This is a genomic window from Fredinandcohnia onubensis (genome assembly GCF_002734285.1).
GTDB lineage: Bacteria > Bacillota > Bacilli > Bacillales > Bacillaceae_L > Ferdinandcohnia > Ferdinandcohnia onubensis_A.
In genome coordinates this window covers 1-13,998 of the sequence record NZ_NSEA01000019.1, presented here as the reverse complement: position 1 = coordinate 13,998, position 13,998 = coordinate 1, and the positions used below count along the sequence as shown (strand labels likewise).

Annotated in this window: 13 protein-coding genes; 3 read left to right on the top strand and 10 right to left on the bottom strand. The window is 36.5% G+C overall.

Annotated elements, in window-relative coordinates:
- Position 1: 1 nt before the first annotated feature.
- From tagD to CKJ95_RS17330, 10 genes are all read right to left on the bottom strand, one after another.
- Positions 2-400, bottom strand: coding sequence for a glycerol-3-phosphate cytidylyltransferase (tagD, locus tag CKJ95_RS17375; protein ID WP_099354710.1), 399 nt, complete (start codon positions 398-400; stop codon positions 2-4).
- Between the two features lie 28 nt (positions 401-428).
- Positions 429-1,586, bottom strand: a complete 1,158-nt coding sequence (locus CKJ95_RS17370; protein ID WP_218962756.1) for a CDP-glycerol glycerophosphotransferase family protein — start codon at positions 1,584-1,586, stop codon at positions 429-431.
- The gene (locus CKJ95_RS17365; protein ID WP_099354709.1) at positions 1,587-2,432 is read right to left on the bottom strand and encodes an NAD-dependent epimerase/dehydratase family protein; all 846 of its coding nucleotides are present in this window, start codon (positions 2,430-2,432) and stop codon (positions 1,587-1,589) included. It lies immediately after the preceding gene.
- Positions 2,429-3,058 carry a sugar transferase gene (locus CKJ95_RS17360; protein ID WP_099354708.1) on the bottom strand — a complete coding sequence of 210 codons (630 nt, stop codon included), beginning with the start codon at positions 3,056-3,058 and terminating at the stop codon, positions 2,429-2,431. The genes CKJ95_RS17365 and CKJ95_RS17360 overlap by 4 nt, the downstream gene beginning before the upstream one ends.
- A gap of 692 nt (positions 3,059-3,750) precedes the next feature.
- On the bottom strand, positions 3,751-4,134 hold the full coding sequence (locus CKJ95_RS17355; RefSeq protein WP_099354707.1) for a type II secretion system protein: 384 nt from the start codon (positions 4,132-4,134) through the stop codon (positions 3,751-3,753).
- 355 nt (positions 4,135-4,489) lie between these two features.
- On the bottom strand, positions 4,490-5,374 hold the full coding sequence (galU, locus tag CKJ95_RS17350; RefSeq protein ID WP_099354706.1) for a UTP--glucose-1-phosphate uridylyltransferase GalU: 885 nt from the start codon (positions 5,372-5,374) through the stop codon (positions 4,490-4,492).
- Positions 5,375-5,589: 215 nt separating this feature from the next.
- Positions 5,590-7,422, bottom strand: coding sequence for a polysaccharide biosynthesis protein (locus tag CKJ95_RS17345; protein WP_099354705.1), 1,833 nt, complete (start codon positions 7,420-7,422; stop codon positions 5,590-5,592).
- Positions 7,423-7,592: 170 nt separating this feature from the next.
- Positions 7,593-8,363, bottom strand: a complete 771-nt coding sequence (locus CKJ95_RS17340) for a tyrosine-protein phosphatase (protein ID WP_099354704.1) — start codon at positions 8,361-8,363, stop codon at positions 7,593-7,595.
- Between the two features lie 194 nt (positions 8,364-8,557).
- On the bottom strand, positions 8,558-9,202 hold the full coding sequence (locus tag CKJ95_RS17335) for a CpsD/CapB family tyrosine-protein kinase (protein ID WP_099354922.1): 645 nt from the start codon (positions 9,200-9,202) through the stop codon (positions 8,558-8,560).
- A gap of 49 nt (positions 9,203-9,251) precedes the next feature.
- Complete coding sequence (locus tag CKJ95_RS17330) at positions 9,252-9,989, bottom strand: YveK family protein (RefSeq protein ID WP_099354703.1); 738 nt, start codon at positions 9,987-9,989, stop codon at positions 9,252-9,254.
- A gap of 836 nt (positions 9,990-10,825) precedes the next feature.
- On the opposite strand from CKJ95_RS17330, the gene CKJ95_RS17320 reads away from it, so the two are divergent.
- The 3 genes from CKJ95_RS17320 to CKJ95_RS17310 all read left to right on the top strand — a co-directional run bounded on the left by CKJ95_RS17320 (position 10,826) and on the right by CKJ95_RS17310 (position 13,912).
- A complete protein-coding gene (locus tag CKJ95_RS17320) occupies positions 10,826-11,491 on the top strand; it encodes a hypothetical protein (RefSeq protein ID WP_099354702.1) in 666 nt (221 codons plus the stop codon).
- 216 nt (positions 11,492-11,707) lie between these two features.
- On the top strand, positions 11,708-12,292 hold the full coding sequence (locus tag CKJ95_RS17315; protein ID WP_099354701.1) for a fibronectin type III domain-containing protein: 585 nt from the start codon (positions 11,708-11,710) through the stop codon (positions 12,290-12,292).
- Between the two features lie 114 nt (positions 12,293-12,406).
- Positions 12,407-13,912, top strand: coding sequence for a leucine-rich repeat domain-containing protein (locus tag CKJ95_RS17310; RefSeq protein ID WP_099354700.1), 1,506 nt, complete (start codon positions 12,407-12,409; stop codon positions 13,910-13,912).
- Positions 13,913-13,998: the final 86 nt, after the last annotated feature.

Sequence of the window (13,998 nt, the reverse complement as noted above, 5' to 3'; positions counted from 1 at the left end):
TTTATATCGTCACTTTATTTAAGTCATTTTTAATTTTGGTTGATGAAATTTCAGGGGTTCTTGGTAAATACACTACATCACATTTATTTTTCAGAAAATCGAACTTCCCTATCCAATCATCACCCATGACAAAAGTATCTATATGGTACTTTTCTACATCAGTATTTTTTTGTTCCCAACATGTTTCCGGAATAACTAAATCTACAAAACGAATCGCTTCTAATAGATTCTTTCTTTCTTCATAAGTAAAATAACACTTTTTTTGTTTCTCATTCCAATTGAATTCATCCGTTGACAAAGCAACAATTAAATAATCACCTAATGCTTTACTTCTTTTTAATAAGTTAATATGTCCATAATGTAACAAATCAAATGTTCCATAGGTAATAACCCTCTTCACTTTAAAAACCTCCTGTGTTTTTCATATATTAATCCAATAGCTTTCGAACACACATCTCTGTTGCATTACCACCAATTTTAAGATACTTATTTTTAAATTGTTCTGTCTTTTGACATTCATTTTGATAATCCATAGTCTTAATCTTGTTTACAAGTTCTTCTTGTGTTTTTATTACACCACTCGGAAGTTCTTTTTCTAAATCAATATAAAAACCTCTATCATTTTTATATTGAAAATAATCATACCCGAAACAAATTATAGGTCTTTCAAGAATTGCATAGTCAAAAATCGTTGCTGAGTAATCAGAAACCAATACATCAGCTATAATAAGCAAATGATTGATTTCAGGATATGCTGAAAAGTCCCGGACAAAATTATTGAACTGAATCCCCATTAATTTATTTGTATAAGAGTGAGTTCTGAGTAAAAGCACGTAATCATCTTGTAGTTCCTTTTGCAAAGAATTTATATCTATAGGAGGGTCAATTACATAACTTTTACCATTATCAGTACTATCTCTCCAAGTCGGCGCATATAATATAACCTTCTTATCTTCGGGAATATTTAATAGCCCTTTATATTTATTAATCACCTTACTCGACACATGATATAGTGCATCATTTCTAGGTAGACCTGACAGAAAAAGACTATCTTCAGATACATTAAAATCTCTTTTATAAATTTCTTTTTCATAGTCACCCGAATAACAAAATATATCAATACTAGAAAAGTCAAAGTCCTTTCTACCACTTACAGCATTACCAATTAACTTTAAGGGAGTACCATGCCAAGAGTTAAGATAGATCGTCTGTTTCTTCTTAAAATGTAATCCTCTCTCAATATTTACACAACTCACCCAATATTTAGCTTTTAATGCGGTCATGAAATACTTAAATGTATCCATTTTAATTTTTATAGAATGTGGTATATCATATTTTTCAGGCTCATCTAAAGCCCATACAAATTTATAATCGTTATACTTGTTACTTCTTATAATATATTCATATATTTCTCTTGGACTATCATTATATTTTCTCCCGTGCCCATTAAATAAGATCATTTTCTCATCAGTCTTGATAAAATTCCCAATTAGTTTAAAGATCGTACTCATTAGAAGTTTATATAGCTTTTGTATAATTAAATTATGTTTTAAGATATAATCAATTCTACTTCTAATACTACCCATTTAATTCACCTCTGTATTTTTTAAACTGTTTGTAAAAGAAAACATACAATATTGCTTACTATAAATGGATAGTTCCTTTTCATATACTAAGTTCCCAAATACCTTTTGTACTAAAGTCAATTTGAACAACCCCAGAAATGGATTGAAAAGTTTAGTAAACCATATTTTCTTGCCATTAATTTCTGCTATCACCTTTACCATTTCTGATGTGCACACATATTCCTCATTCTGAGGAAAAAATAAACCCTTACTAGAGTCATCAATTATTAATCGTATAAATTCACATAGATTATAAATATAAATCATACTTCGCTTATTATCTATTTTAGGAAAAACAGGGATTTTCATAGTAAGCATTGCTAACCTAGTATAATTACCTTTGCATCCTTTTCCATAAATCATAGGTGGGCGTAAGATTACAACTTTAAAAAAATCTTCTTCTAATGTAGAAATTAATTTTTCTGCTTGTAACTTAGATTTCCCATAACTACTTAAAGGTTTAAGAGGTGTTTTTTTACCGATCACACCATTGTCAATTCCATATACGCTCATGGAGCTGAGGAATATGAACTGGTTTACACCTTCAACCTTAGCTTTCTGAGCAACTTCGTAAGCTAAATCACAATTAACTTTGTAATAAAGAGGTGCGTTTTCTTTCGTTTCCTTTATATGTGCTATCCCAGCCACATGAAACACCACATCATACTCTGAGAAGTCCTTTTCCTTCCACGAATCGTTTCTTAAACTAATCGAATCTATTGAATATCTATCTGGATAGTTTCCAAGCCATTTCTCCAGGCTTGTACCAACATAGCTGTTTTTACCTGTTATCAGAATCCTTTTCATTTAGAAATACTCTCCTTAGTACTTGCAACTTCCTTCTTAACACCAGTCCCACCTTCAACAACCCCGTCACTCTTCACTACACTAACTATGGTCCCGAAGAAGCAGTTTACATCCATCCAGAGGCTAATCTTCTCAACGTACTCCCCATCCAACTTCGCTTTCACTTCAATAGGAAGCTCGTCTCTACCATTAATCTGTGCCCAACCAGTTAAACCGGGTGGTACATTATTCGCACCATACTTTTCCCGTTCAGCAATCAAATCATACTGATTCCATAATGCTGGCCTAGGCCCGATTATACTCATCTGCCCAACAAAAATATTCCAAATCTGCGGTAGCTCATCAAGTGAAGTTTTTCTTAAGAACTTCCCCATCTTTGTGATATACTGTTCTGGATTATCTAATAAGTGAGTTGGAGTGTCCTTCGGTGTATCTATTCTCATGGTACGGAATTTCAATATATTAAAATGAGTCTTGTTAATTCCTACACGTTTTTGCTTAAACAAAACGGGGCCTCTTGAATCCATTTTAATAGCAAATATTAGAATTAAAAAAATGGGCGATAAGACAATAAGTCCTATTAAAGAAAGAATAATATCTATCAATCTTTTAACCTTCATATACATCCAGCAACACTCCTTAAAATTTGTTCTTTAGTAGATTAGGACTTAATTGGAAGTCACTTATTCCAACCAACTACTAAACCACTAAAATTGTTATCTACTACTGATAGCCACCTCGCATATATTATTCAATATGAGAAATAGATGAAAAAATCAACATATAGTATGTTTTGTCGTTATAAAATGGATTTTAATACTATATATTGCGTATTGTTATCATATTACGATACTCACCTCGTAATATCTATTCAATCGACCAACTAAATACGAAATAGATATTCTTGCATTTATCATCCTAAACCGAGTTTCTTCCTATTATATATACCATTCAATCAATCTATAAATCTCACTAAAAATGGATCAAACCCTTATCCAGCAAGGCTTTCAGCATGTTATCTAAGCACGATACTCAGTTCCTTAACCCCATTCAATATTTTCCCATATTTTAAGGTGTTAAAAAGCCCGTCAAATCAACGTTTTTCATAATCGAACTACCCGATTTTAGCCATTTTATCTTTATATACTAACAAAATGGTACTATGTTATATAGATAAATTCCATATATTGTATATTTTCATGATTTTTCACTGATTTTACCACAATATATTGTGGTTATCTATTGACCATTCTTACTTCCCAACCACCTTCAATCAGTCCAATTAAACCCAGCTCGAAGAGCTGATGCTGATCAACACTCACAAATAAGGAACCTCATCTTCCTCTTCTTCCAAATCATCACTATTCCCTTCACCATGCACACTACACTCAACTTCACCATTAACATAATAAAATTCACCATCTTCCGGACAATTATCCTCACCAAACTCAAGCAACCATTGTCCAAACAATGCACCTGTAGCCTCGATACCTTTCAAACTCAACTCTGCTTCAAAAGCTCTTTCCAGCTCAACTCTATTACTATCACATACATCCTCTTTAGTACTCTCAATAACCTTCATAACACTTGGCACCGCGATCGCCGTCAGAATTCCTAAAATAACAACAACAGCAAGGACCTCAATCAAAGTAATACCTTTAGAACCAGATCTACTTACAAAAGATTTAATTATAACATTCATATTCTATGCACCCCTAAGTTTTTGTAACAAACACATAAGTAAAGATACTTACAAACACTCTGTTAACTCAAAGGTGCACGTTTTAATCTAAATCATTAAATAAATTCAGGGCATCAAACCCAACCTCACACCACACTACCGACAACTCAGTGTCTAAGGTTAACAACCCACAGCATAGCCGAGTGCCTTCATTGATAAAGGTAAGAAGACATCACCCAAAAAAGAATACCAAACTCCTCGAAGGAGGAGCAGCTAATCAAACAACATCTTAAGTACTCTACAAAAGAATCACAATAAAAACTATAATATAAAGACAATGATTTTAAACTACCAAATAATTACCAACTTTATATTTCTAAGCCTTAACTCCAACCCTACTACTCTCCACGACCGTCTCTAAATACTCTAATAAATCCTGTCGTAGCGTCTCATTTTTCAATGCAAACTCCACCTGCGTCTTAATAAACCCGATTTTCTCCCCAACATCATACCGAGTACCCTCAAAATCATAAGCAAACACTCGTTGGATCTCATTTAACTGCTGAATCGCATCCGTTAACTGAATCTCTCCACCAGCACCCGTTTCCTGTTTATCCAAGAACATAAAAATTTCTGGAGTGAGAATATATCTACCCATAATCGCTAAATTAGAAGGAGCTGTCCCAGGTGCAGGCTTCTCCACAAAATTTGTAACCTGATATCGTCTACCAACCTGAACTGCAGGATCCACAATTCCATAACGATGTGTCTCCTCATCAGGAACAGTCTGAACACCAATCACAGAAGAATACGTCTTCTCATACTCATCCATCAACTGTCGTAAACACGGCTTCTCCGCTTGTACAATATCATCACCAAGTAAAACAGCAAATGGCTCGTCCCCAATAAATTTACGCGCGCTCCATACTGCGTGTCCCAAACCTTTTGGCTCTTTTTGACGAATATAATGGATATCTACCCTAGAAGACTTTTGAACCTCTTCCAATAACTCTAACTTTCCTTTTTCCAATAAATTCTGCTCTAACTCGAAAGAGTTATCAAAATGATCCTCAATCGCTCGCTTTGTCTTACCAGTTACAATAATAATATCCTCAATCCCAGACTCTACCGCTTCCTCCACGATATACTGAATGGTCGGCTTATCAACAATCGGCAGCATTTCCTTAGGCATTGCCTTAGTCGCAGGCAAGAACCTAGTTCCAAGACCAGCAGCAGGTATGATCGCCTTTCTAACTTTCATCTCAACGACTCCCTTTTCAATTTTCATTTACCTTACTAACAGCTCGAAGAGCTGGAGATTTTAAACAATCTATCTTCCCCAAAAGAAAAAGCTCGGTAGAGCTTTTCCCAATTTATCCACCAATCATCTAACAAAAACCCTCTATAACCAAGGCTCGCAAGAGCCACTAAATTCTCCAAATCCTTCTAACCAAATACAACCCCAAAAGGTTCCACTCACACCAAAACCAACTTCTCCACTTTCGGCTCAACCCGATTATTCGCCAAATCAATCAACCTCTTACTCAACTCTCCCACCTCAAGCTCCAACCCACGCTCAAGAATCTCCTTAACCTCTTCCGTATAAAGGTTATACGTCTTCCCAATATAAATCTTAGGATAGATCTGCCCTTTATCCAGATGAATCTCATCGTCATTCAACAGTTCCTCAAACATCTTCTCCCCAGGACGAAGTCCTGAAAAACGTATCTCAATCTCATCCAACGTATAACCCGAAAGGGTTATAAGGTTCTTCGCCAAATCCACAATCTTTACCGGCTCACCCATATCAAGCACAAAAATCTCTCCACCACGAGCAAGGGCACCTGCCTGCAACACAAGCCTTGAGGCTTCCGGTATCGTCATAAAATACCTTGTCATCTCCGGATGAGTAACCGTCACAGGTCCACCAGCCTGAATCTGCTTCTTAAACAAAGGTATTACAGACCCTCGACTCCCAAGCACATTCCCAAATCGCACCGCAGCAAATTTCGTCTTGCTCGAAAGAGCAAGATTCTGAATGACTAACTCCGCCATTCGCTTCGTCGCACCCATTACATTTGTCGGGTTTACCGCCTTATCCGTCGAAACAAGAACGAAGTTCTTCACACCAAATGTATGACACGCTTCCGCAACATTTCTTGTCCCAAACACATTATTCTTCACTGCCTCTTTAGGGTTGTACTCCATTAAAGGAACATGCTTATGAGCTGCCGCATGATACACAACATCTGGGGCATGTGTTTCAATCACTTCAAACATCCGGTTGCGATCTTGGACGTCCCCAATCACGGGGATGATTTCAAATTGTTGTTTGTATTTATTACGAAGCTCCATATCAATAAGGTAGATACTATTTTCCCCGTGACCTACTAACACAAGCTTTTTCGGATTAAACATACTCACCTGACGACAAATCTCAGAACCAATTGAACCACCAGCACCCGTGACTAGTATCGTTTTACCCGTTAACTTTTCTGAAATACTTGCAGTATCCAATTGTACAGGCTCTCTTCCTAATAGATCTTCTACCTCTACATCACGGAAACTGTTAACTGTTACTTTTCCTAACATGACATCCTCAATCAGTGGCATGATTTGTGTCTTTGCTTTTGTCTTGCTGCATTCTTGGAAAATATCATTTAGTTCCTTTTTGCTTAAGGAAGGAATCGCAATAATAATATTTTCAATATTCTTCGATTTTACAATTTCTTCAATTGAAGATACTCCACCAAGGACAGGAACATTATAGATTTGTAGATTCTGCTTTTTTACGTCATCATCGACAAACGCAACAGGTTTTAAGTCAAGATCATGATTGTGAATCATTTGTCTTGCTAACATTGTACCTGCAGCCCCTGCACCGACAATTAATGTTCTCTTTCTGACCTTTGTATCCTTAATAAACGAATCTCGGAAGATCCTCCACGAAAAGCGTGACCCACCAATAAACAGGATGTGCATCATCCAGGTGAGGATTAGAACCCTCACATATACATTTCCCATTGCTAGTAATTGAACAACACCAAGTACCGCAATTGAAAACGTAACAGCCTTTGCAATACTCATTAACTCCCCAATACTTGCATACTCCCACGCTCTTTTGTATAAACGATATACATAAGCAAACACATGGTGGCTAGCCAGTAGGGTAATTGAGCTTATCAGTAAGAAAGGCATTGTAAAAATTTGAAAATAAGGATGTAACATAAAATAACTAATATAAATAGCAGTTAACACAATAATAGAATCAACAATCACTAATGATCCTAATCTCTTTCGATAAGACAAAGCCCTCTCCCCTTTTTCATATCGTTTCTATGTATAAATAATAGAAACATAAACCCCTATTAAAGCAATCAATATTTGAAATGTTTTCTGAATTCAGCCCCATTTAGATTGAGCGTCTAGAATGTCAATCATAAGAATAATTTACCAGGACCCATTAAAAGAAATGGTATTTAGCCAAATAGCCCAAATAACTTCTTTTGTATGATCCTCTCAGGTGTATCTCTTATAACCGCCTTGTTATCTAGTAAAAGCTCGGCATTCTCTCTAAAATAGTAATCAGCAGCAATTCCATACTGCTTCACTAGCACATCATATGCCTCTCTCAATCGAAACGGTCGAGTTGATAGATTATGAGCGTCAGATGCTAGAAAATGTGTTAAATTATACTCAACTAATTGCATCGAGAACTTTTTAATCTTTTTTCCAAAATGACCGGTTACACTAGATGCTGTGATTTGCGTGCACGCACCATTCTTCACAAACCGGTATAATAGGTTTGGATTACCTAGGAATTCACTATTTCGTTCTGGGTGGACAATAACAGGTATGAGCCCATTCAGTTGCAGGTCAAATAACAACTGCTCGGCATAGCGTGGTACATGGCCACTTGGGAACTCGACAAACAGGTATTTCCCTCCATTGTTAAGCGAGAGGATTTCACCTTTGTTATAGTCCTGTAGCAGCTCTCCGTCGATACGCGGTTCTTGACCGGGTAAGATGGTTACGGGGATTTTTGCTCGAGATAGTTCTTTATTGACCATCTCAACAGCCTGTAGAATTTTCTCTTTTGGATTCTCGTATTCTCTCTTTTTATAATGAGGAGTTGCGATTATCTTTGTAATACCTTCATCTGCGGCTTTCTTCGCCATCTCTATCGTTTCAGCTAGGTCTTTTGCCCCATCATCAAAATATGGGAGTATGTGACAATGTAGATCAATCATAGAAATCGCCCCCTCTATCCTTTTTATTTTTCGACACATTCTCTGGAAATTTGCTTACAATCGTAATAGTACCATAGTAGTATACTAAAGAAAACGGGGGAAATTTGTCGAATTGGGTCGAATATAAAAAAAGGAAGTATTTACATTTGTAAATACTTCCTTTACGTTCATTTTCCTATTACTCTTTTATTACATTACTTCTTTGCGTAGTAATAGTAGTATGGACTTTCTGTTCTTTTCTTCTTATTTAAGACAACGCCTAAAAGCTTTGCCTTTGCATTAATAAGTTGTTCTTTTGCCTTTAATGCAGCTTCATTCTCCGTCTTTCCACTCGTAACAACCATCACGACACCATCTGTTTTATTCGCAAGTACCTGAGCATCTGTTACAGCAAGTGCAGGAGGTGTGTCGAAAACAATTATGTCGAAAAGATCTTTTGCTTCTTTTAGAAAATCATCCATTGCTCTTGATCCAAGGATCTCCGCTGGATTCGGAGGAATGGGACCACTCGGTAAGACATACAGATTATCTTCATCTGTGTCTTGAATAACATCATCTAATTTTGCTTGTCTTGTTAAAACATTCGTTAATCCCGTATGGTTATCGACACGGAATGTGTAATGAGCTGTTGGTTTGCGTAAGTCTGAATCGACAAGTAATACTCTCTTACCTTGCTGCGCAAAAACAACTGCAATATTATTTGTTGTCGTAGATTTCCCTTCAGCTGGGCCAGGAGATGTAACCATAATTGTTTGGATATCTCCATCAACAGAAGAGAACTGGATGTTCGTACGAATCGTGCGATATTGTTCCGATATTGGTGACCTCGGTCTTAGCATTGTGATTAAACTACGATTTTGTTGTTGAAATTGTTTGCGTTTTGATTTATTACGCGCCAAGAGAATCACCTCTTCCTCTCGTACGTTTTCCTGTATCTGTACCTTCACTTAATTCCGCTTCAAGGTCGATCTCGGCAATTGCCCCTAATACAGGTAACTCTAGTAGTCTTTCAATATCTTGTTCTGTTTTAACCGTGTTATCTAAGTATTCTAATAAGAACGCAAGTCCGACACCCGCCATTAATCCCACAACAAGTCCAATCGCCATATTAAGCATAGGGTTTGGTTTTACAGGCACTGGATTCTCTGGAAGCTCGGCTGGTGAAAGAATGCTCACATTGTCGACATTCATGATCTTTACGATTTCTTCCTTAAATACATTGGCTGTTGTGTTAGCAATGTTAACTGCAATCTGCGGATCTGTGTGTTGTACTGTCACTTTTACAACCTGTGACTCATTTTCACTTCCAACTGTGATCAGGTTGCTAAGTGATTCATTTAATTCTAGTTTTTCTTTTACAATATCTAAGATTGCTGGGCTTTTAATGATGACATTATACGTGTTTATTAACTCGATGTTTGTTCGGATGTCGTTTTGATTTAAGTACTGCTGTTCAGATGCTTTTTGATTCACGAGAATTTGCGTGGAAGATTGATAGATGGGTGTTAGAAAGAAGAAACTCACAACCCCAACCGTCGCCACAATCACGGCCGTTATAATCGTTATTAACCAAAGACGCTTTCGAATCGTCTGAAATATTTCCTTTAAACTAATCGTTTCCTCCATTATGCTATGCTCCTCCTAAAACTCTGGGTCAGAGGGACAGGTCCCTTGTCCCAAATTTTATCAGTCTATTGGTTATTATAAAGTACCAATTTACAAATATCTACAAAAACTGAGGAAAAAATTATATACCATAATATGGGACAATGGTAGGAGTTGGGACAGAGGGACAGGTCCCTTGTCCCGCTTTCCGATTCAGGGTGATGGTTTATCAGATCATCCATTAGGTAGAAAGTTCTTCATTGGGAAGGCCCTGCCAGGTTCCTCACCCCGCACGCGTGATGAGGAACCTGACATATTGACCTAGAATTTGTCGAGCTTTTTATTATTGTACTAGACAAGTTCTGGCTAATTTCTCGTTGTTCGTATGCTATATTGGTGAAACTTAATAGGAAGGGATTTGATAGATTTGGCTTTCGAAGTGATTCTCGATGTAATCTTTGGTCCCCGCGAAGTTTTTCACGATATGGAATGTTCCGTTTGCGGACATGATGAAATCTATTATATGAACCCTGTTACGAAACAGCAGATTGGCAGAGCGTGTAGTGGATGTGGATTTTTTCAGAAGTTTGAGTTTTGATCAGCAGTGGCACGCAAGTGTCACTCGAGCAAAGAGAATGTAGAGATATTAAACAAGTTGAAAATAGTTTACGACGAAAGTTACGCTTATGATGTAAAAAGAGATTTTGTAATAACTAAAATCCAAGCCTCACAATAAATAGGAAGAAGCGACTCGCAGGAGCCGCTTCTTTTTGTTGGACACCGCATTTGTCTCCGTGACCCAAGATTAGATTTGGTATAAAATTTGAACTAACTATATATGTAAGGAGAAGAAAAAAATGTGTTGTCTATATCGATTGGGAACCTTAACTCTACTTTTTGTATTTTTATATGGATGTTCGTCTAATTCTCTTTCTATTAAGACTAACGAGGCCAAAGAGTCACAATTCAAAACTTCTACCAATGAAAATTCTTCAAAAGCTACCGAGCTTACTGAAAAAGAATATGTAGAGGAAAGTGCCGAAGCAGAATCGAGCAGTAGTAATGACCCACTTTCAACGTCACAAAAAGATAATGTCTCTCTTGAAGAGAAGGAACTCTTAAAGGAAAGGCTTAGGACGTACATATTTGATGAGTATGTAGCTAGCCCCGATTATGGTTATGCAAAAGGAATTAACTGGTCTGAGAATTTTTATGATAATTTAACCGCTGATGAGATTTGGGATGTTATTGAGGAATTTAAGAAAACGAATAATGGTGAAAACGGAACTTTGTTTGATCAAGCCCTGTACCTATCTGTGAATGCACCCATAAAAGATAATTGGAAAGAACTATTTTTAGAGGAATGGGGGCACGGTTCCCGTTCGGAGGAGAATGAAATAGATACACTGATAGATAAGGGTGATACAGTATGGGTTTATACGAAATCTCTCCCTTATACAGGCGAAAAAGATAATTATCCACTCTTCGTTTTAACTAAAAGAACTGGCGCTTGGCATGGGTAGGAACAATGAACCCGTTAATGTACAACGTCCCTTCAATTGGATGAAGGGCTTTTTTATTTTTACAATTTTCATATGAATCTTTGCACCCCTTTTTAACCTCTCCTAATTATTTTCCATATTTTTATACAAATTGGATTATTTTTGTACTATAATGGTAATCGGTGTAAAAATATTAGGTATTTATACCTATTTCCAATTTAATAGGGGGGATTTCATTTGCGAAATCATAAAATTATTAATCTATTATTAGCTTTATCACTCTTTTTTCCATTACTATTACCTGTAACTTCAGTAAGTGCGGCAGATGGACAGGAACAATTATACAATCTGTCTTTTCATGCTGAAAATCCAACTCAAACTACAATTGACCTATCAATCACTCTTGATGGTCCAGTAGGTCAAACAGAAACCATTACATACTACATTAATTACGGTCCATATACTGAGGTTGCCCAGTATAGCAGTCAGACTCAAGTGGTTACAGTTGATGATTTAGAGCCAAATACTGCATATGATTTTGAGATTGAAGCAATCCAAAATGAGGAAGTGATTGCTAAAGCTGACGGTGTAGCGGAAAGTACACTTGAAGCTCCACCCGCTCCACGTTATTTTGAGGATCCAGCCTTAGAAGATGCTGTACGCAGTCAATTAGGTATGTGGGACCTATCTACTTCTTTAGTCGATAGTGATATTGAAAAATTAGAAGAATTATATGGTTCTTTAAGTGAGATAACTTCTCTAAAGGGCTTAGAAAATGCAAAGAACCTAAAAAGTCTGATCATACCTAATAATAAAATATGAGATCTTACGCCTCTTTCTAACCTAACAGAGCTAGAAATACTATACATTGGAGATAATGAAATTTCAGATCTTACTCCAATAAAAAATCTAACCACCTTAAAACAGCTAGATTTTATGGATAATCCCATTTCAGATGTTAGTGTCTTAAAGAACTTACCAAACTTAGATACCTTATATTTAAATAATTTCACAGGAGACCCATCTTCATTAGGTAGCTTAACTCAGTTGGAGGAACTTGTTCTAACTTCTTCAAATCTAACAAACCAGGACATTGCAAATGTGAGCACACTAAAGAACCTTAAAAGATTAAACCTAAGTAATAATAATATAACTGATATTTCTGCGTTAAGTGGACTTACGCAAATAGAGGAACTATTTCTAATAGATAATCAGATCACAAACGTATCACCATTGCGGAATATGAAACAATTAAGACATTTAACCGTTCACAATAACGCAGTTTCAAACGTATCGCCTTTAAGCAATCTACCGAAATTGAAGTCTCTGTACCTTGGTTTTAATAAACTATCCGACCTTTCATCATTTGAAAACCTTAATCAGGTTGAATTACTATACTTAGAATCTAATAATATTTCAAAAATTGATAGTCTTTTAGAGATGGATTCTTTAAGTTATGTCGATTTGTTTAACAACCCTCTATTCACATCAGCAGAAAATGTAGTAAAAGCTCTGGAAGAAAAAGATGTGTATGTGGATGTGTTATCAGAAGACCTTGGTAGGGGCGGAACAGAGCAAACTCAGGAAGAAACGAAACCTGAGGAAAACAAGGAACCAACTGAGAATGAGGAGAAGCCTGAAGGAAATACTGGTTCAAAAGATACAACCCAAGATGATTCTGAGTCTCAGATTGAGAACAATGGGGAACCAACGACAGTCACACCTCAGATTACAAATGGTACTGCATCAGTTGTAAACAGTGATGTAGAGAAGGTACAAAAGGGAGCAACTCTTGTAGTTGATGTTAGCCAAACTGAGTCTACTAAAGTTAATTTATCAAAAGAACAAGTGAAGACCTTAAAAGAAAAAGGTGCATCTTTTGCTATTAAAAACAACAGTATTGAGCTGCAAATTCCTTTGAACAACCTCCCGGATGGAAAGGAAATCTCAACAGACATTAAAAAGCTAAAACCTGTAAAAAACGCTGTTAGTGATGTATACGATTTTACAATCTACGCAGATGGTACGGCTGTTTCACAATTTAAAGAGCCTGTTACTCTTGTCTTTGCGGTAGATGAAAGTAAAATCAAAAACTCAGATGACTTACAAGTGTATTATTTTAACGAAGCAAAACAAAAGTGGGAACTAATCCCTGGTGCAAAGTACAACAATGGACAAGTTACAGTAACCACAAATCACTTTAGTATTTATACAGTATTTGAGGTTTCAGGATCATCTAAAACTGCTGAAAAAGAACTTGTTGCTGAACATCCTGAAACAACTCAAACCTCTTCAGGAGACAAAACTGGATTAGAAGAAGTGGAAGGTAAACTCTTACCGGAAACAGCTTCTCCACAATTTAACACTTTAATAGTGGGAACTGTAATCTTATTGGCTGGTGTAATACTTCTATTCGCTTATAGAAGAAAAAGCCTACGATAATAAACCGAAAGAAGCTACCCGAATGGGTCGTTTCTTTTTTGTTGGGACAGAGGGACAGGTCCCAATGTCATCAAGTTAAGAATCCA